General features: G+C 64.3%; 23 protein-coding genes and 1 pseudogene. 11 read left to right on the top strand and 13 right to left on the bottom strand.

Annotated features, from left to right (window positions below; translation table 11 throughout):
• Positions 1-3 precede the first annotated feature (3 nt).
• Complete coding sequence (locus CH283_RS26510; protein ID WP_068046864.1) at positions 4-369, top strand: DUF1330 domain-containing protein; 366 nt, start codon at positions 4-6, stop codon at positions 367-369.
• A 42-nt stretch (positions 370-411) separates the two neighbouring features.
• On the opposite strand, the gene CH283_RS26505 is transcribed toward CH283_RS26510, so the two are convergent.
• Together CH283_RS26505 and CH283_RS26500 are read right to left on the bottom strand one after the other, a co-directional pair.
• A complete protein-coding gene (locus tag CH283_RS26505; RefSeq protein ID WP_094639767.1) occupies positions 412-1236 on the bottom strand; it encodes a dienelactone hydrolase family protein in 825 nt (274 codons plus the stop codon).
• A gap of 110 nt (positions 1237-1346) precedes the next feature.
• On the bottom strand, positions 1347-1724 hold the full coding sequence (locus CH283_RS26500) for a hypothetical protein (RefSeq protein WP_094639766.1): 378 nt from the start codon (positions 1722-1724) through the stop codon (positions 1347-1349).
• A gap of 69 nt (positions 1725-1793) precedes the next feature.
• On the opposite strand from CH283_RS26500, the gene CH283_RS26495 reads away from it, so the two are divergent.
• Positions 1794-2360, top strand: coding sequence for a TetR/AcrR family transcriptional regulator (locus CH283_RS26495; protein ID WP_094639765.1), 567 nt, complete (start codon positions 1794-1796; stop codon positions 2358-2360).
• Here the strand turns inward: CH283_RS26495 and CH283_RS26490 are convergent.
• The 3 genes and pseudogenes from CH283_RS26490 to CH283_RS26480 all read right to left on the bottom strand — a co-directional run bounded on the left by CH283_RS26490 (position 2355) and on the right by CH283_RS26480 (position 6130).
• Complete coding sequence (locus tag CH283_RS26490) at positions 2355-3149, bottom strand: MerR family transcriptional regulator (RefSeq protein WP_094639764.1); 795 nt, start codon at positions 3147-3149, stop codon at positions 2355-2357. The two genes, CH283_RS26495 and CH283_RS26490, sit on opposite strands and share 6 nt — an antisense overlap.
• Before the next feature lie 53 nt (positions 3150-3202).
• Positions 3203-4495, bottom strand: a complete 1293-nt coding sequence (locus CH283_RS26485) for an MFS transporter (protein WP_068046850.1) — start codon at positions 4493-4495, stop codon at positions 3203-3205.
• A pseudogene (locus CH283_RS26480) lies at positions 4492-6130 on the bottom strand (class I adenylate-forming enzyme family protein). Before CH283_RS26480 ends, CH283_RS26485 begins: the two are co-directional and overlap by 4 nt.
• Positions 6131-6283: 153 nt before the next feature.
• Between CH283_RS26480 and CH283_RS26475 the strand changes: the two are divergent.
• The 3 genes from CH283_RS26475 to CH283_RS26465 all read left to right on the top strand — a co-directional run bounded on the left by CH283_RS26475 (position 6284) and on the right by CH283_RS26465 (position 9226).
• On the top strand, positions 6284-6901 hold the full coding sequence (locus CH283_RS26475; protein WP_068046844.1) for a TetR/AcrR family transcriptional regulator: 618 nt from the start codon (positions 6284-6286) through the stop codon (positions 6899-6901).
• A 91-nt stretch (positions 6902-6992) separates the two neighbouring features.
• Positions 6993-8204, top strand: a complete 1212-nt coding sequence (locus tag CH283_RS26470; protein ID WP_094639763.1) for an acyl-CoA dehydrogenase family protein — start codon at positions 6993-6995, stop codon at positions 8202-8204.
• On the top strand, positions 8201-9226 hold the full coding sequence (locus tag CH283_RS26465; protein WP_094639762.1) for a phosphotransferase family protein: 1026 nt from the start codon (positions 8201-8203) through the stop codon (positions 9224-9226). The genes CH283_RS26470 and CH283_RS26465 overlap by 4 nt, the downstream gene beginning before the upstream one ends.
• Positions 9227-9240: 14 nt before the next feature.
• Here the strand turns inward: CH283_RS26465 and CH283_RS26460 are convergent, their stop codons facing one another.
• Both CH283_RS26460 and CH283_RS26455 read right to left on the bottom strand, forming a co-directional pair.
• A complete protein-coding gene (locus tag CH283_RS26460) occupies positions 9241-10173 on the bottom strand; it encodes an arabinofuranosidase (protein ID WP_094639837.1) in 933 nt (310 codons plus the stop codon).
• 113 nt (positions 10174-10286) lie between these two features.
• A complete protein-coding gene (locus CH283_RS26455) occupies positions 10287-11894 on the bottom strand; it encodes a sensor domain-containing protein (RefSeq protein WP_176460576.1) in 1608 nt (535 codons plus the stop codon).
• Positions 11895-12085: 191 nt separating this feature from the next.
• On the opposite strand from CH283_RS26455, the gene CH283_RS26450 reads away from it, so the two are divergent.
• Positions 12086-13243 (top strand): beta-ketoacyl synthase N-terminal-like domain-containing protein, encoded by a 1158-nt coding sequence (locus CH283_RS26450; RefSeq protein WP_094639760.1) that lies wholly within the window; start codon positions 12086-12088, stop codon positions 13241-13243.
• Between the two features lie 60 nt (positions 13244-13303).
• Here CH283_RS26450 and CH283_RS26445 read toward each other — a convergent pair whose 3' ends face one another.
• A complete protein-coding gene (locus tag CH283_RS26445; protein WP_068046830.1) occupies positions 13304-13507 on the bottom strand; it encodes a zinc-ribbon domain-containing protein in 204 nt (67 codons plus the stop codon).
• Positions 13508-13533: 26 nt separating this feature from the next.
• Positions 13534-14751, bottom strand: coding sequence for a formaldehyde dehydrogenase, glutathione-independent (fdhA, locus tag CH283_RS26440; protein WP_068046827.1), 1218 nt, complete (start codon positions 14749-14751; stop codon positions 13534-13536).
• A 255-nt stretch (positions 14752-15006) separates the two neighbouring features.
• Between fdhA and araB the strand changes: the two genes are divergently transcribed.
• From araB to araA, 3 genes are read left to right on the top strand one after another with little or no spacing between them, the layout of a single operon-like run.
• Positions 15007-16680, top strand: coding sequence for a ribulokinase (araB, locus tag CH283_RS26435; protein WP_094639759.1), 1674 nt, complete (start codon positions 15007-15009; stop codon positions 16678-16680).
• Positions 16677-17354, top strand: coding sequence for an L-ribulose-5-phosphate 4-epimerase (locus tag CH283_RS26430; RefSeq protein WP_094639758.1), 678 nt, complete (start codon positions 16677-16679; stop codon positions 17352-17354). Before araB ends, CH283_RS26430 begins: the two co-directional genes overlap by 4 nt.
• A gap of 37 nt (positions 17355-17391) precedes the next feature.
• The gene (gene araA / locus CH283_RS26425) at positions 17392-18876 is read left to right on the top strand and encodes an L-arabinose isomerase (protein WP_094639757.1); all 1485 of its coding nucleotides are present in this window, start codon (positions 17392-17394) and stop codon (positions 18874-18876) included.
• A 22-nt stretch (positions 18877-18898) separates the two neighbouring features.
• Here the strand turns inward: araA and CH283_RS26420 are convergent, their stop codons facing one another.
• The 4 genes from CH283_RS26420 to CH283_RS26405 form a co-directional block, all read right to left on the bottom strand.
• Positions 18899-19837 (bottom strand): TAXI family TRAP transporter solute-binding subunit, encoded by a 939-nt coding sequence (locus tag CH283_RS26420; RefSeq protein WP_094639836.1) that lies wholly within the window; start codon positions 19835-19837, stop codon positions 18899-18901.
• A gap of 25 nt (positions 19838-19862) precedes the next feature.
• Positions 19863-21227 (bottom strand): MFS transporter, encoded by a 1365-nt coding sequence (locus CH283_RS26415; RefSeq protein WP_094639835.1) that lies wholly within the window; start codon positions 21225-21227, stop codon positions 19863-19865.
• A gap of 124 nt (positions 21228-21351) precedes the next feature.
• Positions 21352-22752, bottom strand: a complete 1401-nt coding sequence (locus tag CH283_RS26410; protein ID WP_255183354.1) for a sensor histidine kinase — start codon at positions 22750-22752, stop codon at positions 21352-21354.
• Position 22753: 1 nt separating this feature from the next.
• The gene (locus tag CH283_RS26405) at positions 22754-23413 is read right to left on the bottom strand and encodes a response regulator transcription factor (protein ID WP_094639756.1); all 660 of its coding nucleotides are present in this window, start codon (positions 23411-23413) and stop codon (positions 22754-22756) included.
• A 284-nt stretch (positions 23414-23697) separates the two neighbouring features.
• On the opposite strand from CH283_RS26405, the gene CH283_RS28535 reads away from it, so the two are divergent.
• Positions 23698-23853 carry a hypothetical protein gene (locus CH283_RS28535; RefSeq protein ID WP_176460575.1) on the top strand — a complete coding sequence of 52 codons (156 nt, stop codon included), beginning with the start codon at positions 23698-23700 and terminating at the stop codon, positions 23851-23853.
• Between the two features lie 27 nt (positions 23854-23880).
• Positions 23881-24624 carry a hypothetical protein gene (locus tag CH283_RS26400; protein WP_068046808.1) on the top strand — a complete coding sequence of 248 codons (744 nt, stop codon included), beginning with the start codon at positions 23881-23883 and terminating at the stop codon, positions 24622-24624.
• Positions 24625-24661 lie beyond the last annotated feature (37 nt).

Here is a 24661-nt window from a genome sequence, read left to right as displayed (position 1 = left end):
ACGATGGCTGTCGATCCCCGCGGAAGAGACCTGAAGCGCTACCTCGAAGAAGACCCCGGTGGGCCGGTGGTGATGCTCAACCTGCTTCGGTTCGCCGAAGGTGGCCGCGATTCCTACGCGGAATATGCGAAAGCACTGGACGAGACGTTTCTCCCGCGCTACGGCGCGACGGTGCTGTACGCGGGCGACGGTTCGACCGCACTTGCCGCCGAGGACGGACAGGCCTGGGATGCAGTGCTCCTGGTCCAGTACCCGTCACGTAAGGCGTTCAGCGAGATGGTGGCCGATCCCGAGTATCAGACGGTGACGGCGTTACGGACCGCCGCGTTGACAGAGGCGGTCCTGCAGGCCACCATTCCGTGGTCGTGAAGGCGACCCTCGGCTTCGCATCCGTGTTCGCAAAGAGGGACTTCACGGCGTTGCGAGCAACTTACTGCGGAACAGGTCGAGTACCTGGTCCAAAGCCTGCCGTGTCGGCTGCCCTGGTTCGTCGATGAGTCCCTCCGTGACAACGGAATGCGGCGGTCCGAAGGCTTCCGGGTTGAACGAGGAGTCGGGTAGTTCCACCGAGACGAATGCGTCGCCGAGCTGCTCTCGCAGCCATTGGAATCGCACAGGCGGGCACATCTTGTCGCCCTCGAAGCGCATCCCCAGGACCGTGAGCTCCCCTGCTGCACAACGACTTTTCACTTTATCCAGATCGCCCGGGGTGATATCGATGGATCGAGCGCGAGACTTCGATGCCGCGAACGGAAGCGACGGCTGCGAGAGCACCGGTGCGATCAGTCGATCGTCCGCCGCCATAGCGAGAGCGAATCCGCCGGTGAAGCACATTCCGATGGCACCGACGCCCGGTCCGCCGCAGCGCTCGTGCTCCTGCGCCGCCAGAGCCCTCAACCACACCACGATGCGCGACGACTTGCCGGTGGCGAGGATGGTGAATTCGCGACTGATGCACGCCGGCACCATGGCGCGGGACATGGTGGCAACGGTGCCGAGCGCTCCCAGCGGCCCGGTCAGCGGATCCTTGCCGTCGACTCCGAACAGGTGCGGAACGACGGCCGTACAACCGATTCCGGCGACGGTTCTCGCGAAGTCCGCCACCCTGGGAGTGATGCCCGGCATTTCCGACATCACGATCACAGCAGGTCCGGTTCCGATGCGATAGACGGGCGCTGTCCGCCCGTCCGCGGTGAACTCGGTTCGCTCGAAGTCGGCCAGAGTGTCATCGGTCATGGGAGTGCGTCCTTCTGCCAGAGGTCCACCGCGCCGAGCCGACGCTTGCGATCAAAGCTAGATCATCGTGGGTCGACACGACGTCGATAGAACACGTGTCGCTTACGCACTCACCACGAGTTCGTGTCGGCCAGAACGGTCACACCCAGCGCGACGAAAAGCGTGGCACCGGCCGCAACTCCGAACAGACTCGCGGCGGGCGCTCCCGCGCGTCGGCCGAGCACGCTCGCCGCGACATCGAGGGCATCGATCCCGACCCCGGCCGCCACCGCCGCCTTTCGAACGTCCGAGGACGGGTGATGCAAGGCCATTCCGAGTGCCAGATCGCGTACTCCGAAGAGGCGAGTCGCCACCCCGGCGCTTCCGGGTTCACGCATGGGTCCGAGACCGAAGGCGCGCCACGAGTGCGCAGGACTGACCCACGACACCAAACCGGCAGTCGATCGCAGAACCGACAGTGCGAGCAACGGGGTCGACTGTGAACGCATAGCGTCTCCTTCAGATTTTGTAGTGGTTACTACAGAAACGCTACCTGTAGTGCCCACTACAATCAAGGCGTGGCCACCAAACATTCGCGCGAAGAGATGCTGTCCGGCGCGTTGGACGCTGCCCTGGAAGGCGGCCTGAGCCGCTTGACTTTCGGCCGACTCGCGTCGCGTCTGCAGATCAGCGATCGCATGGTCGTCTACTACTTCCCCACGAAGGACAACCTTCTGACGTCCGTTCTGTCGGTGGTGGGAGACCGATTGCAGCACGTGCTGTCCGCGGCGTTCCCGACGCCGATGAACGACCACCGCTCCCTCGTCGCGGCGGCGTGGCCGGTCGTGGCAAAACCTGAATACGATCCGTTGTTCGGTCTGTATTTCGAGGCGATAGGACAAGCCACTGCAGGACTGGAGCCCTACCGGTCGGTGGCCTCACTACTGGTGGAGGGCTGGATCGAGTGGCTCAGCGGCTTTGTCGTCGGTAGTCCGGACCACCGACGGACGGAGGCCACAGCTGCAGTGGCACTGCTCGACGGCCTACTGCTCATGCGTCTGTTGGGAGGCAGCGATCTCGCCGCCACCGCATCGACGTCACTGCTGCACACCGGTGGATCCACGAAGGAACGACCGAGTTCATGACGACGTCGGTTCTTCGATCGGCGTCTGGAACGACCACAGATGTCCCTCGGGATCGCGCACGCTGTATTCACGAACGCCGTAGGGCATGTCGGTGGGCGGGTAGTCGATCGATGCCCCGGTTGCCGCCACGCGAGCGTGGTGGGCATCGACGTCGTCGACGAGGATCGCAAGCGATGCGGTGACCGCGCCGGTGGTCAGTGGCGACACCATCCGGTGTTCGGGGGCTTCGCGGTGCAACCAGACCACACCGTCACCGGCGTAAACCTCGCCGTGGACTGCTCGGTCGCCGTCGTATTCGATCTGTCCGGGAGCCAGCCCCAGTACGTCGACGAGGTAGGAATGGGCTGCTGCGATGTCGCGGTAGACCAGCAACGTGGTGCGGCGAGTGACCGCGGGCTCGTCGGTCGACAGGCCGGAGAGCAGGTCCAGCAAAGCGTCGTCGCCCGGGCGAGCACCGTGAAGAAGTCGGTCCTCCACGGCCCGAACGCGCTCACGCACACGAGCGAGCTCGGCCATCCGTTGGTCCAGGTCGGCCAGATGCTGCCGACTCAGGTGGTGCAGATCCCCTGCCTCCGGATCGACGTCCGCAAGCGGAGTGCCCAATTCTCGGAGCAGGCGAATCCGGTACAGCCGAGCGAGATCCCCGCCGTCGTACCTGCGTCTGCCTCCCCCGTCCCGGTCCGGCGCGAGCAGACCCAGCTCTTCGTAGTAACGCAGGGTCCGCTCGGTGACGCCGGTTCTACGGGCCACGTCACCGATGCCCCATGTGCTGGAATCGCTGCTGTTCATGCAGCAACGGTAGAACCTCACGCCACGTCAGGAGCAAACTCGGCCGGTTCGGATCACACGTCTTCGAGTCGAATTCCCTTGGTTTCCTTCATGAAGAAGCAGGCGACACCGGTCAGAGCGGCCAGGAACATGATGTACACACCGAACACCCAGCCCAAGTCGAGGCCGAGGAAGAGCTGGTTGAGATACGGCGCAGTTCCGCCGAACACCGCTACCGAGAACGAATAGGCGAATCCAATTGCCTGCGTGCGGAGTCGGGTGGGAAAGCTTTCCGAGAGAGTCGAGGAAAGGATGGATGCCGGGACGGCGATGACGAGCAACGCCACCGTCGACGGGAGCAGCAGAGACCACCATTGCGTCGAGATCATCATCGTCAGCGGGATCTGCAGCACGAACATCAGCACGGCGAACGCGGCCAGCATCGGCCGTCGACCGATCGAATCCGAGAGACGACCGAAGAACGGCAGGGACACCAGCGCTATCAACTGAGCGACGACGAGCATCCAGTACGCGGTGTCCGGGTTCATCCCCCGCTGCGTGATGGCGAACGTCGAGACGTAGGAGGTCCAGGTGTAGTGCGCCGCAGTGATTCCCGACGTCATTCCGATCATCAACACGATCGCCTTGACGACGGTCTTGCGTGCGATCGGTGCCTGTTCCACCTTGTTCTGCTCCGAATCGAAGACCTCGCTCTCGTCCATGTTCTTGCGCAGGTAGAGCGCGAACAACGCCAGGAGTGCTCCCAGCAGGAACGGGATACGCCAACCCCACTGGCCGACAGCCGATTCCGACAGCGTCGAGGTGATGACGCCACCGACCGTGTACGCCAGAGCCGACCCGCCGAAGATCGCGACGAACGCGACGCTTCCCCACATGCCCCGACGGTTCGGCGGTGCGATCTCGCCGACGTAGGAGTACGCCGTCGCCGACTCACCGCCGTGCGCGAATCCCTGCATGACGCGTGCGAGCAACAGCAGTACCGAGGCCCAGGCACCGATCGCACCGTAGGTGGGCATGATGCCGATCAGCAGGCTGCCGGTCGCCATCATGAGCATCGTGGTGACGAGAACGAACTTGCGGCCCTTCTTGTCCGCGATCCGGCCGAACACGATGCCGCCGAGGGGCCGCATCAGGAATCCGACGGCGAACACTGCCAACGTCGACAGCAGTGCCGAGACCGGATCTGCCTGACTGAACATCGCCGCCGCGATGAACGGTGCGAACACCGCGTAGGCGCTCCACTCGTACCATTCGAGAACGTTGCCGACGGTGCTGGCGAACAGCGATTTCTTCCGCGAGGAGATATCGGGTGCCGAGCGGGTATCGCGTGATGATCCGACGGTCATGGAGTGTCGCTTTCGGTCGAATGGTTCTGCACTGGAACAGGTTTGAGTGCTGCACGCCGAATCTTCCCGGTCTGGGTCTTGGGAAGTTCGTCGATGATGTGAATGGCCTTCGGGCGTTTGTAGGCCGCCAGTCGGTCGCGTGCGAAATCCACCAGCGCATCCGGCGTCACCGTCTTGCCGTTGCGCAGGGATACGTAGGCCACCACCGATTCGCCCTGGTAGTCGTCGGGCCTGCCCACCACAGCGGCCTCGAACACCGCGGGATGTTCGTAGAGGGTGTCCTCGACCTCTCGGGGCCAGACCTTGTACCCCGACACGTTGATCTGATCCTTGAGCCGGTCGACGAGATACACCCATCCGCCTTCGTCGATGATCGCCACGTCTCCAGTACGAAGACGACCTCCGGGCATCGTCGACGCGGTCGCATCGGGATTGCGCCAGTAGCCCGAGACCACCTGCGGACCCGAGATCTCCAGTTCCCCCGCGATTCCCGCGGCCGTCGGCTCCCCGGAGGAGTCCAACCGTACGCAACGTCACTCGCGGCAACGGCAGCCCGACGGACAGCGACCCACTGGCGGAGTCCACCGGCGCTCGGGTGCCGGGCGGCACCGCGATGACGCCCGCTGTCGTTTCGGTCATGCCGTAAGCGTTGTGGATGTAGCACCCGAATGCGGACTCGAAAGCGGTGACCGTTGCGGGCGGGATGGGTGCGCCGCCGGAGTACAAGGCCTTCACCGACTCGAAGTGGGCACGCGTCGCACCTGCAGTCTCGGAGATCGCGTTGAACACCGTGATCGACCCGATGGTGTACGTGACGCGGTGCTCGACGAAGGCGTCGAGAGTGACTGCCGCATGGAAACGGTGAGCGAAGACGAGCACACAGTCGCGCATCAGAGCAACCGCCGCGTCGAGCATCGCGCCGGTGATGTGAAACAGCGGCGCGACGGCGAACACGACGTCCCCGTCGGCGAGACCGGCCCGTTCCCCGAAATCCAGGGCCGTCGCGAATGCGTTCGCATGCGAGATCTGCGCACCCTTCGGCGGTCCCGTGGTTCCGGACGTGTAGGCCAGGAGTGCGAGATCGTCCGGGTGCGGGGCAAATTCGGGAACGGACCGGCCACGGTACAGATCGATCAGGCCCATGAGATCGTCGTCGGGCCGGGGGGTCACGCGAGACGTCGAAGAGAAGACGCGCGGGTCGTTGCGGGTCTGCAGGTCCAGTCCACTGGTGCTCACGAGCAGCCGAACCGTACTACCCCGCAGCGTCGAACCGAGGGCTTCGAGATCGTGTTCGTCGCAGACGAGCGCGATCGGTTCTGCGTCGTCGATCAGCGTTCGCAGTTCGCGGTTGCGGTACATCGGGTTGAGGATCAACGCGACCGCCCCGATCTTCCACAGCGCGAGAAAGGTCAGGGGGTACTGCGGAATGTTCTGCAGATAGATGCCGACACGGTCGCCGCGCGTCACTCCACGGTCGATCATGGCGGCCGCAAGGGCGTCGGATGCCTCGTCCGCCTCGCGGGCGGTGAGCACGGAGTCGAAGTACGCCAGCGCCGGCCGGTCCGGGGCGTCGGACACTCTCCTGCGCCATCCGTCGAGGACGGTCGCACGCCCGATCGCTCTGTCGAGGGTCATGGACGGCCCTTTCGGTTGACCGGAATCTCGGCCCAGGAGGACCGACCGAACACTCGCTCGGCGATGGTGTTCACAGTGTTACGGATCACAACTTCGGTGTCAACCCGGTGCGTAGCGGCCGGTGACAACCCGGTCGACCTCTACGGTAAGCGCATGACCGCGACCCACATCTGGCGCACGTACGAGGGATCGAACCTCTCCCCAGCATTGGCGTCGGCGTTGAACACGTTCGTCGAGCAGGGGTACCACGGCACATCGGTGCGGCAGATCGCTGCAGGTGCCGGCCTGTCCGTTCCCGGCCTGTACCACCACTTTCCATCGAAGCAGGCGCTGCTGGTCGGCATCATGGACGCGTCGATGGACGAACTGCTGGATCGGACTCGATCGGCCGAGAACGAAGCAGGTCCGTTGCCGAGCGATCGGTTCGACGCGGTCGTGGAGTCCCTGCTGCTGTTCCACATTCACCGACGCGACGCCGCCTTCGTGTGTTCGACGGAGATCCGCAGCCTCGAATCCGCGAATCGCGCCGCGTACATCGCGAAGCGGGACGAGGAACAACGACTGCTCGACGCCATCGTCGTCGACGGTGTCGAGTCCGGCGTCTTCGACACTCCGCACCCGGCGGATGCCAGCCGAGCCGTCACGACGATGTGCGTCGGTGTCGCAACGTGGTATCGACCCGACGGGCCGCTGTCTCCGAGCGAGCTGGTGGCGGTGTATCTCGACATTGCCCGTCGTACGGTCGGAGCCGCGACCGGCGGGCGGGAGTAGCTGCCCCGGAATCCTTGACCCGATCGAGTGATTGTGCCAACCTTCCAGTGACCGAGCGAGTGTTCGGTCGGCACCGGAATGGGAGCGCATCGTGGCCATCGATCTGACATTCGACCCCGACATCGAGAAGTTGATCGAGAGGACGCGCACGTTCACTCGCGAACACGTGCTTCCCATCGAGGACCGATTTCTGGGGAACGTCGCCGATGCCGGCGGCGACCGACTTCGCGTCGAAATGCAGGCAGCCGCCAAGGATGCCGGCGTGTTCGCCCCACATGCCCCCGTCGAATACGGCGGCCACGGTCTGTCCATGAGTGACCGCGCTCCGGTGTTCGAGGAAGCCGGTTACTCACTGTTCGGACCGATCGCTCTCAACCTCGGCGCACCCGACGAGGGCAACGTGCACATGCTCGCCCACATCGCATCGACGACGCAGAAGGAGCAGTTTCTCGCTCCCTTGGCGCGCGGTGACATGCGCTCGGCGTTCGCCATGACCGAACCTGCCCCGGGTGCCGGGTCCGATCCCTCGGCCCTCACCACCGAGGCCGAGCGGGTCGACGGTGGCTGGAAGATCAACGGACACAAGTGGTTCATCACCGGTGCCGATGGTGCAGGTTTCTTCATCATCATGGCCCGTACCTCCGGTAAGCCAGGAGATCGCGGCGGCGCGACGATGTTCCTGGCCCCTGCGGACACCGCGGGGATCACGGTCGGCCGTCACATCGGCACCCTGGACAAAGCCATGATCGGCGGGCACTGCGAGGTGTTCTTCGAGAACGTGTTCGTGCCCGACGACAACGTTCTCGGGGCCGTCGACGAGGGATTCGCCTACGCCCAGGTGCGTTTAGGACCCGCCCGCATGACTCACGTGATGCGGTGGCTCGGAGCTTCCAGGCGGGCCCACGACATCGCCGTGGCGCAGGTCGCTCAGCGCGAGGGATTCGGCGGCAAGCTCGGCGATCTGGGCATGGTGCAGAAGATGGTCGCGGACAACGAGATCGACATCGCGGCCACCCGCGCGCTGCTGATCAAGGCCTGCTTCGAGCTGGATCGGGGTGGGCACGCGAGCAACGAGACCTCCATTGCCAAGACGTTCGCCGCCGAGGCGATCTTCCGCATCGTCGACCGCAGCATTCAGATGTGCGGGGGGCTCGGCGTATCGGACGATCTTCCGCTGGCGAGGCTCTCACGCGAGGTGCGTCCGTTCCGTGTGTACGACGGCCCGTCCGAGGTACACCGCTGGGCCATCGCCAAGCGGACGATCGGTGCAGCCAAGCGCGCAGCACGGGAGGCACAGTCGTGAGCGAACTTCCGGGCATGAATCGCGATGCGCTCGAGCAGTTCCTGCGCGGGAACGGCATCGAGGTCGACGGTGAACTGTCGGTCGAGATGATCAGCGGGGGTCGCTCCAATCTCACCTACAAGGCATTCGACGACTCCTCGACATGGGTTGTTCGCCGCCCTCCCACCAGTGGGCTCACCCCCTCGGCGCACGATATGGCCCGCGAGTGGGCCGTCACGGAAGCCCTTGCATCCACAGACGTTCCGGTCGCCGGGACCATTGCGTTCGATCGGGAGGGTTCGGTGCTCGGTGCACCCATGACCGTCGTCGACTTCGTACCCGGCCGAGTCGTTCGTAGCCGCGAGGATCTTCGCGATCTGACGGACGCTCAGGTCACCGAGAACGCCGCCGAGTTGGTCCGAGTGCTCGCCAGGCTGCATGCCGTCGACCCCGACGCCGTGGGCCTCGGCAGCTTCGGCCGTCCCGACGGGTTCGTCTCGCGACAGGTCGCGACGTGGGCTCGGCAGTGGGGACGAGTCAAGACTCGTGATCTACCCGATGTCGAACGATTGCATCGCGCGCTGGAAGCAGCAATACCGGCGGGATCTGCGTCGTCCATCGTGCACGGTGATTATCGCGTCGACAACACCATTCTCGACGCCCATGACGTCGGTTCCGTTGCCGCGGTGGTGGACTGGGAGATGTCCACGCTCGGCGATCCGCTGACCGACGTGGCTCTGATGTGCATCTACCGCCAACCGGTCTTCGATGCGGTCCTCGGCGCGGACGCTGCCTGGACGAGCGATCGGTACCCCTCCGCGGCAGACCTCGCGCAACACTACGCAGTGGAATCCGGTCGGGAGCTTCATGATTGGGGCTTCTACCTCGCCCTCGCCAATTTCAAACTCGGAGTGATCGGCGAGGGAATCACCTACCGTGCGCTGTCGGGCTCCGACACCGGGGCCGGTGCAGGCAAGGCCGCCGAGGCCACCGGGGAGTTCATCGCGGCCGGGCTGCGAGCACTCGCAGGAACCACCGACTGACGCGAAAACCGCTGTCAGGCAGGTTCTCTCATCACACCGATGTGGCGGACGGTGCCGGACACGCCCGGAAGCTCCTGGGGTTCGGACCAGGTGTTCAGCCCGTCCGTACTGTCGGAGTAGAAGTACTTTCGGTTGGTGTAGTCGTCGTAGTACAAACGCCAGGTGCCGTCGGGCAACTCGATGACTGCCGGGCCCTCTTTCAGTGGTCCGAAATCGCGGGTGGGAACGACGGTGTACGGCCCGATCAACGACGGTGCCGTCCAGTGCTCGATGACCTTGTGGGTCTCGTTCTTGGTGAACGTGTGGTAGGTCGGCCCTACCTTGACCACCGTGGTGTCGATGTGGTCCGCTCCGATGCCCACGAACGGAACCGGGAAGCTCCACATCCTCAGGCCTGGATCCATGGCCGTCATCAGGTACGGCACGAACCCGCCGCCGGTCGACAGCGAGACGATGATGCTGACGCGGTCCCCCTCGACGAACCACTCGGGTGCCCATGCCTTCGTGGTGAACGGAGACAACGACGGTCCGTCCGAGAAGCCGGCCGATCCGCTGAATCCGGAAGGGCTGGCAGATCCGGTACCGGCCCCGGTGCCCGGTAGGAAAGCGCAGCAGAACGGGATCGGGAAGTTCTGCAGGAACGTCCAGTTCACGCGGTCACTGCTGCGCGCGAAGCCGATGTTCGCACCGCCGCCGGTCGTGTACGTCACGTAGTACATCCCGTCGGTGTGCCGGAAGATGCTCGCGTCGCGCACCACTCCGGACGGAGGTCGGTACGCCGATGTCTGCAGTGCTGTGAAATCGGTGCCGTCGCTGGACTGGTAGACATCCATGTCTCGATCGCTGTCGTTGCTGAACGCCACCATCGTGTATCGCCACGAGGAGGGTGCAGCGGCACCTGTTCCTGCGGCGGAGAACAGCAGTCCGGCGACAGTCAGGATCACCATCGGGACGACGAACAAGAACCTGCGTGCGGTGGATGTCACCGAGGAAGTATGTCCGACCCGTACGCATCATGCGTCACTTTGGTAACAGCTCCAACAGATCGTTACCGATGTTGTTATGAATGCGAAATGTACTGAGTCGTGGGCTTGGCCTGGTACATCTCGTGATCGGCATCGTCGAGTATGTCCAGTGCACTTCGAGTGTCGTCGCGGTCGACGGTGACGACACCGATGCTCGCCGTCACCGTCAACACCCGCCCCGCGGCGGTGATGGGAGTGGCCAGTTCGGCGCGAACGTCGTCGGCCTCGGTGCCGATGCACCGCGAAACGACCGCCACGAACTCGTCACCCCCGATGCGACCCACGAAGGCATCGGCCGGGAGAGCGCGTGTCAGTCGGTCTGCCACCACCCCCAGAACGGCGTCGCCGACAGTATGACCGTGTAGATCGTTGATGGTCTTGAAGTTGTCGAGGTCGATGAACAGTACGGCCATGGAGTCCTCGCGATCGGGCATCGCCAGTTGCTCGTCCAGGCGAGCCAGAATCAAGGGCCTGTTCGGCAGGCCGGTCAGGTCGTCGTGCGTCGCCGCATGCTCGAGCTTCATGCTCATCCGGTAGGTGTCGGTGATGTCGACGAACGTCGCCACCACGGAGGGGGTCGGATCGACCGGGGTGAGCATCGTCGCCGTCAAGGACAACCAGAAGTTCCGACCGTCTCGGCGACGTTCGACCCCGATCACCGCCTGGCAGGGCTCACCGGTTTTCCTGGTGACGGCGACCGGATGCTCGAACGGGTGAATCGGCTCTTCGTCGGTGCCGTACACCCGAAACGGAAGAACGGATGCCTGTCCTGCGGTCGCCAACCCGACCTGGATGTCGAGAATGGTCTTCGCAGCCAGGTTTGCCGATTCGATACGGCCGGTGTGATCGAGAACGACGACACCGGCCTCCAGCGATTCCACGACCGCGGTGAAATGATCCTCGACTCTGCGTACTGCGCTCTGGTCGGCGCAGACCAACACATAGCCGTCGGGCATCTGAGCAGCCGACACGATCACCGCAAGCGCCGTCCCGTCGGCATGTCGATGCGAATCGGTCAGTCGGCCGCCGACAGCGAGAATCGCGGCCGGATCGCAGGGCACCCCGACGGCCGCCGAAACGTCACGTCCGAGCACGTCCGCTGCCGGTCGACCGTAGACCGACTCCGCAGCGGGATTCCAGCTCGACACCAGACCGTCGGCGGACACACCGATGATGGCATCGCTGACGTGCTCGACCAGAGCGGCCTGCTTCTTCAGCGCCTTCTGCGCAGCCTTGTGTTCGGTGAGATCGCGAAGAATGACCTGAAACGCCGGCTCACCGTTCCACACCGTGCGCACCGATACCGCTTCCATCGCCAGTGTCGTCCCGTCGAGGGCCAGCACCGTCGCTTCCGACGCGGCGCTGGCGGTGCCGTGTGTGTCGAGGGCGGCGATCCGCGCGAGCATGGGGCCCACCGATTCGGCGGCGATGAACTTCGTGATCGGATGCCCGATGACGTCCGCTGCTGCCTCGGCACGCAGATATCGCATTCCGGCGGGGTTGAGGTAGACGAGGATGCCTCGTCGATGGACACCGATGGCGTCCGGCGAGTGCTCGACGAGAACCCGGTAGCGATCGGCGAGTCCGGGCGACGCGGGACTCGATCGAGGGTCGCCGACGCCATCACGCTCCCCTGGAGCCATGCTCGGTCCTCGCGATCGTAGACGGACGGTCAACACCCGATTGAACCACTTACGAACGTACCGTTGGCGACTCATGTCCGTTTTCGACCTTATGTCCGGTTTCTCGGCTGGACCTGACGCCTGTTTGCGGGGCTAAATCGAGGAGCGAGCCGAATCCGGTTCGCGTAACTCGAAAAGAAACGGATTTCGACGTGAACTCTCTCGGCATCGACATCACCGGTATCGGCGCACTGTCCGGCTACGGCTGGGGCGCAGCCGCCCTCTGGGACGGCCTGTCCACGGGCAAGGCGGCAGCCACGCTGCACCACGACCACACCCGACCGGGGCAAAACCCGGTGTGGCTGGCGAAAGTCCCCGACGGCGGGGACCAGAGCGATGGCACCAGCCGATTCGGGCGGGCACTTCGCGGGGCAGCGCGGGAGGCCATCGACGACGCGATGGCGCGGGGCTGGCAACCCGGTCGGCGAGTGGGTCTCATCCACGCCGTCGTCCTGGGTGAAGTGGACGAGTGGCGTAATTTCTATCTGCACGACGGCGGCCAACGCCGTGTTCGTGACTATCTCACGCTGATGCCGTCCACCCCGGTGTCCCTGTTGATGCAGGAATACGGCTTTCACGGTCCGGCCATGAATGTCTCGGCGATGTGTGCGTCGGGCAATGCAGGTCTGCTGACCGCCAAGATGTGGCTCGATACCGGGTTCGTCGACGACGTGGTGTTCGTGGCCACCGACCTGTCCTTGACTCCGGAGAACATCGACCACTTCGTCGCGCTCGGCGTCGGTGTCGTGGACGTGGAGCCACAGGAAGGCTGCCGCCCCTTCCAGGAAGGCAGCCGCGGGTTCGGAATGGGTGAGGCTGCAACGGCATTCGTACTGTCGACGCGCAGCTCGGCTTCGTACGCGCGGGTGCTGGGCGGTTCGATGACACACGACGCGTTTCATGCCACCTCGATCGACCCTGCGCTCACCCAGGTGCGGGCCTGCTTCGAGCAGGCGTTGGTCGACGCCGACGTCACTGCCCGGCAGGTGCGGTATCTCAACGCTCATGGTCCCGGCACCGCACAGTGCGATGCGGCCGAAACTGCGATGTTGGAGACGGTGCTTCGATCCCACGCACAGGTGTACTCAGTGAAGCCGCTCACGGGCCACTGCCAGGGGGCGGCCTCGGCAATCGAAACCGTATCGGCAGTCATGGGATTCGAGCGCGGACTCGTTCCGGCGGCCCCGCAGGTCTCTGATGCTCATCCCCTGCTGCTCGACGGATTCACCACCGCCGAGGCAGGATTGACCGTGAAATCGTCATTGGGAATGGGCGGTCACAACTCGGTGGTGGTGTTGGCTCCGGCGTGAGCTGCACTCGTCGGTCCGGCAGCCCGCGTGGTCGCGGGCTGCCGGCTCGGCGTGCGGACTTCAGACCTGAGCTGCGTTACCGCAGATTCCGCATTCCTCGAATTCGACGCGCTTCCAGCGTGCGACCGGAACGAAGAACAGCGTGAATTGCTGATACTGCTTCATCCGCGCCCACTGGGTGGTGTTGTGGCACCGCGGACAGTTTCGGGTTGCCCCTGGGCCGATGTGTTTGCGCTTGCTGCCGAAACCGAAGAGAAGAAACATGACACCAGCCTAGGGTTCGGACGGCGTCAGCTCGCGATCATGCCGTGTGGATCGATGACGAACTTCTGCGCGACTCCGCTGTCGAATTCGCGGTAGCCGCGTGGTGCGTCGTCGAGCGAGATGACGGTGGCATTCACTGCCTTGGCGATCGAGACACGTTCCTTCAGAATCGCATTCATCAATTCACGGTGGTAGCTCATCACCGGGCACTGACCGGTGGCGAACGACAGCGATTTCGCCCAACCGGTGCCGAGACTCAACGACAACGCGCCGCGCTGGGCCGCCTCGTCCACGCCACCGGGGTCTCCAGTGACGTACAGCCCGGGGATGCCGATTCCGCCGCCGGCCGTGGTGATGTCCATCAACGAGTTGAGAACCGTCGCAGGCGCTTCACGAGACGAATCGCCGCCGTGGCCACGGGCTTCGAATCCCACCGCATCGACGGCCGCGTCGACCTCGGGGACTCCGAGGATCTGCTCGATCTGGTCCTGCGGAGCTCCCTTGCCCACGTCCACGGTCTCGCAACCGAACGTTCGCGCTTGGGCGAGCCTGTCGGCGTTCATGTCGCCGACGATCACCACCGATGCTCCCAGTAGTTGTGCGCCGACAGCGGCGGCGAGGCCGACCGGGCCCGCACCCGCGATGTACACCGTCGCACCGGGTTTCACCCCTGCGGTCACCGCCCCGTGGAACCCGGTGGGAAAGATGTCCGACAGCATGGTCAGGTCCAGAATCTTCTCCAGAGCCTGGTCACGATCGGGAAACTTGAGCAGATTGAAATCTGCGTACGGTGCCATGACGTATTCGGCTTGGCCGCCGACCCAACCGCCCATGTCCACGTAGCCGAATGCCGAGCCCGGTCGATCGGGGTTGACGTTCAGACAGATTCCGGTCTTGCGCTCCTTGCAGTTTCGACACCGGCCGCAGGCGATGTTGAACGGTACGGAGCAGATGTCACCGACCTTCAGAAACTCGACGTCTCTACCGACCTCGACGATCTCACCGGTGATCTCGTGACCGAGCACCAGCCCCTCGGGTGCAGTGGTTCGCCCGCGAACCATGTGCTGATCACTGCCGCAGATGTTGGTCGAGACAACCTTGAGGATCACTCCGTGCTCGCACTTGCGGCCGATGTTCGCCGGGTTCACTCCAGGGCCGTCGGTCAACTCCAGGCCCGGAAAAGCAATGTCCTGGACCTCCACTTTGCCCGGTCCTGCGTACGTCACTGCGCGGTTGTCTGCCATGAGTTCTCCTCTTCGTCGAGTGAGTTGTGTGCTCATCGAGCCGAGATCATCGACCCGATCGCACCTGTGGCCTGCCTCACACCAGTATGCACAGTTGCGAATAGGTGCGTTGACGAGAAACTCGAATCGGCGCGAGTGAACACTCTCGCCTCGCACTCGATGAACCGATGCATCCCACGCACTTGACTCGACCGATGTTAGCGCTCACACTGTGTTGCACACGTCACAGCGAGTGGCACCGCGAAGGAGTTCTGCATGCCGGTTGACCAGTACACGGTAGGTGTCGATTTCGGCACCCTGTCCGGACGCGCCGTCGTCGTTCGCGTGTCCGACGGTGCCGAAATTGCCTCGGCAGTCCACGATTACCGACACGCGGTGCTCGAGGAGACGCTGCCCGGAGGCACGGTTCGGTTGCCCGACGCGTGGGCACTGCAGGTGCCCGACGACTATCGCGACGTCCTGCGCCGCGCGGTGCCTGCCGCTCTGGCGGCCGCGGGCATCGAACCCGACCAGGTCGTCGGCATCGGTACCGACTTCACCGCGTGCACCATGGTGCCCACCTACGCCGACGGCACTCCGCTGTGTGAGGACCCGCGCTTCGCCGATCGGCCGCACTCGTACGTGAAATTGTGGAAACACCATGCAGCACAGGGGCAGGCGGACCGCATCAACGAACTGGCAGAACAGCGCGGCGAGAGTTGGCTCCCCCGCTACGGCGGACTGATCTCCTCGGAATGGGAGTTCGCCAAGGCGCTGCAGATCCACGAGGAAGACACCGAGATCTACGACGCGATGGACCGATGGGTCGAAGCGGCCGATTGGATCGTCTGGCAGCTCTGCGGACACTACGTGCGCAATGCGTGCACGGCCGGATACAAGGGCATCTATCAGGACGGGCACTACCCGTCCGCAGACTTCCTCGCCGAGCTGGCACCGGGCTTCGGTTCCTTCGTCGCCGACAAACTCGATCAGCCGTTGGGCGAGTTGGGTTCTCGCGCAGGTATGTTGACCGCCGAAGCCGCGCACTGGACCGGGCTGCCCGAGGGCATCGCCGTCGCGGTCGGCAACGTCGACGCGCACGTGACCGCCCCCGCGGCCGGAGCGGTGGAACCGGGCCGGATGGTCGCCATCATGGGGACCTCGACCTGCCACGTGATGAGCTCGACCGTCCTGAAGGAAGTTCCCGGCATGTGCGGGGTGGTGGACGGTGGAATCGTCGCCGGATCCTTCGGCTACGAGGCCGGACAGAGCGGCGTCGGCGACATCTTCGGATGGTTCACCCGGACCTCGGTTCCCGCGTCGTACAGCGAGGCGGCTGAAGCGGCAGGTGAGTCGGTACACGAACACCTGACTCGCCTCGCGCAGACGCAGGACGTGGGTGAGCACGGGCTCGTCGCGCTCGACTGGCACAGCGGAAACCGATCGGTCCTGGTCGATCACGAACTGTCCGGTCTGGTCATCGGAACCACGCTGGCGACGCGACCCGAGGACACCTACCGCGCACTGCTCGAAGCAACGGCGTTCGGAACCCGCGTCATCGTGGAGACGTTCCGCGACAGCGGCGTTCCGGTCGAGGAGTTCGTGGTGGCAGGAGGGTTGGCACGCAACCCGCTCCTGATGCAGATATACGCCGATGTGCTACGAATGCCGTTGTCGGTCATCGCTTCTGCACAGGGACCGGCGCTGGGATCGGCCATCCATGCTGCGGTTGCGGCCGGGTGCTACCCCGATGTACCCGTCGCGGCGAAATCGATGGGCAAGGTACGTCGCGGCGCATTCGTGCCCGACGAATCACGCTCGGCGGCCTACGATTCCCTGTTCGAGATCTACCTGGAGTTACACGATCGATTCGGCCGAGACGTGCCGACCATGCGCCGACTGCGGGCGCTTCGACGTGACGCACTGACTCGAAAGGTGGACGCGTCATGACGGTCGTCGACGATGTGCGCGAGGTCATCGAGGAAGTGCGCCGTGACGTGTGCACGTTGCACTCCGAGTTGGTGCGCTACGGACTGGTGGTCTGGACGGCAGGCAACGTCTCGGCGAGGGTCCCCGGCCGGGACCTCATGGTCATCAAGCCCAGCGGAGTCTCCTACGACGACCTCACGCCCGACAACATGGTGGTGTGCGATCTGCACGGCAGGGTGGTCGAGGGTGACCATGCACCCTCCTCGGACACCGAGGCGCAGGCCTATGTCTACCGGCATCTCGACCACATCGGCGGTGTGGTGCACACACATTCGCCGTACGCGGTGGCGTGGGCGGCCCGAGGAGAACCCATCCCTGTGGTCACCACCATGTGCGCGGACGAGTTCGGCGGAGACATTCCCGTCGGCCCCTTCGCCGTCATAGGCGACGACTCGATCGGACGCGGCATCGTCGATACCCTCGCCGACAGTCGATCTCCGGCGATCCTCATGCAGAACCACGGTGTCTTCGCGGTCGGCCCATCCGCCCGATCTGCAGTGAAAGCCGCGGTCATGTGCGAGGACGTCGCGAGGTCGGTGCACCTGGCATATCAACTGGGACAACCTCTTTCCATTCCGAGCTCGAAGGTCGACGCACTGTACGACCGCTATCAGAACGTCTACGGCCAGCGCTGACCGGCGCGTCCGATCTTCTCTCCACGGAGGTACCCCCATGTCCGAAATATGGTTTCTCACCGGCAGCCAAAGCCTCTACGGCCCCGAGACCCTCGAGCAGGTAGCAGTTCAGTCTCGCGAGATCGCAGACAAACTCGATGCGGCACTGCCCGTCTCGGTGATCTGGAAGCCGGTGCTGCTCGACGCGTCGTCGATCCTGCGCCGTATGCGCGAGGCGAACGCCGCCGACGAATGTGTGGGCGTCGTGACCTGGATGCACACCTTCTCCCCCGCCAAGATGTGGATTGCCGGCCTCGACGCGTTGGACGTCCCGCTGCTGCACCTGCACACACAGGCCGGAATGTCGTTGCCGTGGTCGACCATCGACATGGAGTTCATGAATCTCAACCAGGCCGCCCACGGGGACCGCGAGTTCGGACACGTCGAATCTCGGGTGGGTGTTCTGCGCACGATCGTGGCAGGCCACGTCGACAACCCCGCGGTGATCGAGCGTGCGGAACAGTGGGTACGAGCAGCTCTCGGCCGCGCAGAGTTGAGGTCACTGTGCCTGGCACGTTTCGGCGACAACATGCGCGACGTCGCAGTGACGGAGGGCGACAAGGTCGAAGCCCAACTGCGATTCGGAGTCTCCGTCAACACGTACGGCGTCAACGATCTGGTCGAGGTCGTGGACGGCGTGAGCGATTCGGCCGTGTCCGACCTGATCGACGAATACCGGTCGTCGTACGACATCGCACCGAGTCTCGACAAGGGCGGTGACCGCCACGAATCGCTCCGCTACGGCGCCCGGGTCGAGGCCGGGCTGCGGAAGTTCCTCACCGACGGTGGATTCACGGCCTTCACCACGAACTTCGAGGATCTCGGTGGGCTTCGCCAGTTGCCAGGACTCGCGGTGCAGCGCCTGATGGCCGACGGGTACGGGTTCGGCGGTGAGGGCGACTGGAAGACCTCGATGTTGTTGCGCGCCATGAAGGTGATGGCCGAGGGACTCGACGGTGGAACGTCGTTCATGGAGGACTACACCTACAACCTCGTCCCGGGGGCCGAGAAGATCCTGGGCGCGCACATGCTCGAAGTGTGCCCGTCGATCACGACCTCGCGGCCTACGCTCGAGATCCACCCGCTCTCCATCGGCGGCCGCGAAGACCCGGTGCGCCTGCGGTTCACCGCCGATCCCGGCCACGGCGTTGTCGTCGGACTCTCGGATGTCGGTGAACGATTCCGATTGACGGCCAACGTGATCGACGTCGTCGAGCCCGACGAGGCGCTACCGAATCTGCCGGTGGCCTGCGCTGTGTGGGAACCGCAGCCCTCACTGTCGGTATCGGCCGAGTCGTGGCTGACCGCAGGGGCACCCCACCACACGGTTCTCAGTACCGCGATCGGCTTGCCCGTGCTGGAGGCATTCTCGGACATGATCGGCGTCGAGCTGCTCACCATCGACTCCGAAACCACCACACGAGGATTCCAACAGACACTGCGATGGAACGCGGCATACCACCGACTCGCGGCGAAGCTGTGAGGTCGTTGCTCCGACCGCCGGCTCATCCGTGACGTCTTCGGTATTCCTGTTCGGCTCCGGGGTGGAGGGGAATGCTTCCGGTCATCACCAATGACCGCGCGTCGAGAAATTGACTACCGATCGCCTGACCGGGCACCAGCGCGGACGACTGATCGAGAAGCACACTCACCAGTGCAGCGACCACGCGGTTCGGCACGTCCGGATGTGCCAGCAGAAGATTCGGAATACCGACGGTGGTGACCTCCGGATGCTCGCCGTACACGTTCGGCGGCACCGGCACCGCCTCGTATGCGGTACCGAATTCGCGTCGGAGATCAGTGACGACGGTTCCGAGATCCAGTAGACGAATCGCGGCTCGGGGCTGGGCAAATGCCGGAGTCGGCAACCCGCCCGCCCACATTACGGCGTCGATTTCGTTGCCCGTCAGTGCATCTGCCGCCGAGCTCATCGACAGCTGAACCTGATCGACAGCACCGCCCTCCGCCACACCCGCTGCGCGGAGGACTCGCTGCGACACTTCGGTGGCACCGGATCCCGGGGCACCGATGCTCACCTTTCTCCCTCGCAGACCGTCCATGGACTCGATATCGGAGTCCGCTCGTACAGCCACTTGGAAGTAGTTCTCGTAGACGCACCCGACCGCCGCCATCTCTCCGCTCGGATGGCTGTAGGCAGCGTCCATGAGCGTCAGGGCCAGCTCGGCCTGCCGAGAACCCAAGGCCTCGAGATTGTCGACGGAGCCGGACGACGTGAGCGGAACGATCTGCGCTACATCGGTTTTCGCGGCAGCGTCGGACAGCATTCCGGCGAACTCCCAGAAGAATCCGCCGACCTCGCCTGCTGCGAGCCGCAATTGCGTCGGCGGGTCCGACGCGCATGCACCCACGACGGCAGTGCTCAGGGCCAACAGACCGGCCTGCAGCGCCGTTCTACGCGAGAACGACGCTGCGGGCACGGCCATGTCAGTCACTGTAAGGCGTCGCAGGTCACAGGAACGCTCGACCCTGCTCTCGGTCGAGCACGGTCTCGGACTTGTTGCGCAGTACGAAGATGTACACCAGCAGCGAGATGGCGATCACGACGGTCACGTAGAGGATGAACCAACCCACGTGCCCGCCGTTCTTCGCGGCTTGGTAAATCAGCGGTGCTGTGCCGCCGAAGGCCGAGTTGGCGAGTGCGTACCCCAAGCCCACGCCGAGTGCGCGGACGTGCGAGGGGAACAGCTCCGCTTTGACGATCGCATTGATCGAGGTGTAGCCGGTGAGGATGACGTAACCGACGCACACCAGTGCGAGCGACTGCACCACCGACGTCGCCGTCGGCAGGTACGTGATGAGCACGTAGGTGTACAGCACGCCTCCGATACCGAAGAAGACGAGCAGTGGCTTGCGGCCCACCTTGTCGCTGATCATTCCGCCGATGGGCTGCAGCAGCATGAGGAAGACCAGGCCGGCGAGGTTGATCCAGGTACCGGTCATCCCCCGGTCCTCGTACGCGGTCTTGACCATCGAGGGTGCGTTGACGCTGTAGGTGTAGAACGCAATGGTGCCACCGGCCGTCACCATGAAGCAGATCAGCAACGCCCGCCAGTGGTTGGCGACCAGCTCCTTCAGGGAGCCGGAGGCTTTGTCCGCACCGCTGCGAACGGCGTCGAGTTGATCCTCGGTCAAGGATTCGTCCATGCTGCGGCGCAGCCAGAAGACCACCACTGCCGCGACTCCGCCGATGAAGAAGGCTATGCGCCAACCGAAGTCCTCGATCTGTTCGCGCTCGAGGAACACCTGCATCAGCAGCAGAGTCACCTGTGCGAGTACATGCCCACCGACGAGGGTGACGTATTGGAACGACGAGAAGAATCCCCGACGCTCACGGGTGGCGGCCTCGGACATGTACGTCGCCGACGCACCGTACTCACCGCCGGTGGCGAAGCCCTGAACGAGACGGCACAGGATCAGGATCACGGCGGCCCATACGCCAATGCTCTCCCGTCCCGGAGTGAGCGCGATGACCAGCGAGCACGCCGCCATCATCGAGACGCTGAACGTCAGCGCAGCCCTGCGCCCGTTGCGGTCCGCGTAGCGGCCGAAGAACCACGACCCGACCGGTCGCATCAAGAACGTGACCGCAAAGATCCCGTACACATAGATGGTGGAATTCTTGTCGGCGGAGTCGAAGAACTGATTCTCGAAATACGTCGCGAAGACGGTGTAGACGTACACGTCGTACCACTCGACCAGGTTGCCGGACGAACCCCGCAACGTGTTGAAGACGGCACGGCGGGTGGCAGCGCGCGAGGAGACGGGTGGACTCGGGAGCGTCGAACCGGTGATCGAAGTGGCCTCGTTGGCCATGGTTTGGTCCTTCCACATTCAGCGGGCAAGTGGGCTGCCGGGAAACGATCGGCAACCGAAGCCTCCCTACTGTGACGGCAAGCACAGCCTGGAACCAAGCCGTTTCGGATTTCCTAACACTCCCTTAGGAAACGGCCCTCGGAAGCCGCAGCTCGATCCGAAGCCCCACTGGTCGACCCGCCATGACTCGAAGTGATCCACCGGCTCGCTCGGTCAGGGCGTGGACGATCGACAGACCGAGACCGGTACCGTCTCCGTGCGCACCCGACGCTCGATAGAACCGGTCGACGACCTTGGCGAGCTCGTCTGCGGGCACACCGGGTCCGTTGTCGGACAACCACATCGTGACGTCCGCGTCACCGGTTCGGTAGCCGACCTCGATGCCGGTGCCGGAGCCGGCGTACTTGGTTGCGTTGCTCAGCAGAGCGTCGAGAATTCGAGTCAGGTCGTCCTCGGACATCGCAACGCGACACTGCGTGTCGGCTTTCGGCTCCGAGACGTGCACGGTCATGTCGGCCACGGCTATCGAGGTCGACCAGAATCCGACTCGATCTGCGACAACCGCATCGAGGTCACACCCTGGGAATCGAGTGGTCGTCGGGGTTTCGGCAGCTGCGAGAACGAGCAGGTCTTCCACAACGGAGCTCAGACGATCGACTTCGAGCGTGGTCCTCAGGTGCGCATCGGTTGCCGAATCCGGAACGCGCATTCCCAGAACGTCCATACGAATTCGCAACGCTGCCAGTGGGTTCCGGAGAGCATGGGCGGTATCGGCCACCAATCGGCGTTGCGCAGCGGTGGCGGCCTCGACGTCGTCGGCCATGGCCTCGAAGGCACTGGAGAGCTCACGCACCTCCGGTGGCCCGACGTAGGGTACCGGCTCGAGGCGTTGCGATCCTTCGATCGACGCCTGATCGTGGAACTTGTCGCCGAACGTGTGGACACGCGAGGACAGTGCGGTGAGCGGTCGAACGACCCAGCGCGACAACGCAACAGCGATCACCGCGACCGTCGCGAGAATCAGCATGGCACCGAGGGCGATGACCACCCAGGTGATCGCGACGTCCCTGCGTGCGGAATCGGTGGACGCCTCGAGAACCACTGCTCCGTCCACTTGGGTGCCCCCACCGACCGGTGCAGCAATCAACACCGAGGAATCCGACCACGGCGTCAGACTCGACGGTAGGTCACCGCGCTGATTGCGCAACGCGCCTGCCACTGCCTGCCGGACGTCATCGCGCTGCAGGTCGAGGCCGGACACCGCGCGTGCCTCTCCGGTGCGGTCGACGACCGCAACGCCCTCGTCGTACAGACTGTTGTAGCGCTGCACCGATTCTCGGATACGGGCCACGCCGGATTCGTCTTCTCGTGAGCTGAGTTCGGCAAAGAACGATGCTGCCGCGGCCCTGTTCTCGCCGAACCGTTGGGCCCGTTCGCGACCGACCAGGAGCGCAAGAGGAACCGACAGCGCAAGCACTACGACGGTGGAGTAGATCATCAACACCAACAGGACACGCCGTCGCACGTCAGGTGTCCCAGCGGTAGCCGAAGCCGCGGATGGTGACGATTGCGCCCGGGCGATCGAGCTTGGAACGCAACGCCGTCATGTGGACGTCGAGAGTTCGTGAGATCGCGACATAGGCGTCGCCCCAGATGGCGTCCATCAACTGTTCCCGGCTCACCGCTTCGCCGCGACGCGTCACGAGATGCGCCAACAGGTCGAACTCCTTGGTGGTCAGTGCAACAGCGCGTCCACCGACTTCCACGGCACGCCCGGAGAGATCGACGACGACGTCCCCGAGCGTCAGCCTGTCCGCCGCGGGTCCCGACGCCGAACTCCGACGATGTGCGGCCACCTCGAGTCGGGCGTGTAGTTCACCCAATCGCGCCGGCTTGACGACGTAGTCGTCTGCGCCACCGCGCAGAGCACGTACCACCGAGCGCTCGTCGTCCCGCGCCGTCAGCACCACCACCGGAACCGAACTCAGCGTCCTGAGCTTCCGGAGAACTTCCAGTCCATCCATGTCGGGCAGTCCGAGATCGAGCAGCACGACGTCCATGTCGTGGTAGCCGAGCAGGGCGTCGGCGCCGCGGCGCATACGGACAGGCGTGTGCCCCACCTCGGTCAACGCGTCCACCAACGCGTCGCCGAGTCCGTCGTCGTCTTCCACCACAGCTATTCGCATCGAACTCAAGATAGGCCACCATCGGGGGTGAACGCGGGCATGAGTGTTCACGATCGGGTGTCATGCGCGGAATGCCGCCGATGGGCGACGGTAGTGAACGCTCAGGTGCAGCCCGCGTGAGCACCGAAACCCGTCAGGCAGGGATGCTCGCGCGAAGGCCGGGTGCCCCCAAGCTGGGGCGTGTCGTCCTTCTGGTTTCTCCGGGGTGTAGTCCTGCGCACAGCGGGGCACACCCATGACGTACATCCATCGGCGACCTGTCGCCCCGACTCCGTGGAGATTTCATGACGATGCCGACCGACGCAAGCGATGCAGTCCCCTCGCAGGGCAGCAACGACGGCCCCCGAGAGCACACCCCCGAGACGGACGCGGTCGAGGGTGCCCACGTGGATGAGGACAACGTGCCACACCCTCCTGAGAACGGAAACGTGCAGAACTGAATCGCGGCTCGACGGCATGATCGGTGCATGATCACGAACCCGTCCGTCGAACAGTTCCGTCGGTTGGCGCAATCGTCACCGTGGCTGTGGGAGTCCGTCGAGTTCGAACTCCTACCTACTCGCCACACACTCTCGGTGCACGCATGGATCCGTCGTCCTGGCAACATGCGCGTGGAGGACGCCAACGGCAAGCTCGTCGAAAGAGTCGGCGCTGGAATCCCATTCGCGGGCATGGGGGTGCAGTACTCGAACGGCGCACCTCGCCAGTTGGAGGGGAGGTGGCCGTCGGACACGACACCGACATTCGATTCCGACGGCCTCGTCTCAGCGCTACCGTCCATCGCCGACTCATGGCTCGTGGACTATGACGACCCGTTCTACGAGAACTACCAGTGGATCGCGATGCTCAACCCCATCGAAGTCACCCGCTCCGGGCATGATCATTCATCCACCGAGACAGTCACGGAATTATGCGAGGTGAGGGCCGTCGAGCATCACGGCCGACCGGCGTGGCAGGCGACTGTAGTCACGACGGACCGATACGACGCCCGCTGCGAATGCTGTGCACTGTTGAGCGGGCACTACGACTCCGAGACACGCCACTGGGTCCCGGGACCACCGGTCACCGTCCGACTGGACGTCCAGACCGGCATCTGTGTCTACGTCGGCCCGCCTGTCGACCAACCGACCGCAGAACCGGACCTCGACCTGACGATCATCGCCGTAGACGCTCGGATGAGCGACAGCCTGTTCGTGCATGCTGGCCGTTGACGAGATCTGAACTGACCGTGTCCGCGATAGCGAGTCA

This window comes from Rhodococcus sp. 05-2254-2 (assembly GCF_002259095.1).
Taxonomy (GTDB): domain Bacteria; phylum Actinomycetota; class Actinomycetes; order Mycobacteriales; family Mycobacteriaceae; genus Rhodococcoides.
The sequence above is the reverse complement of the archived record's forward strand: the minus strand, read 5'-3'. Positions and strand labels throughout refer to the sequence as shown.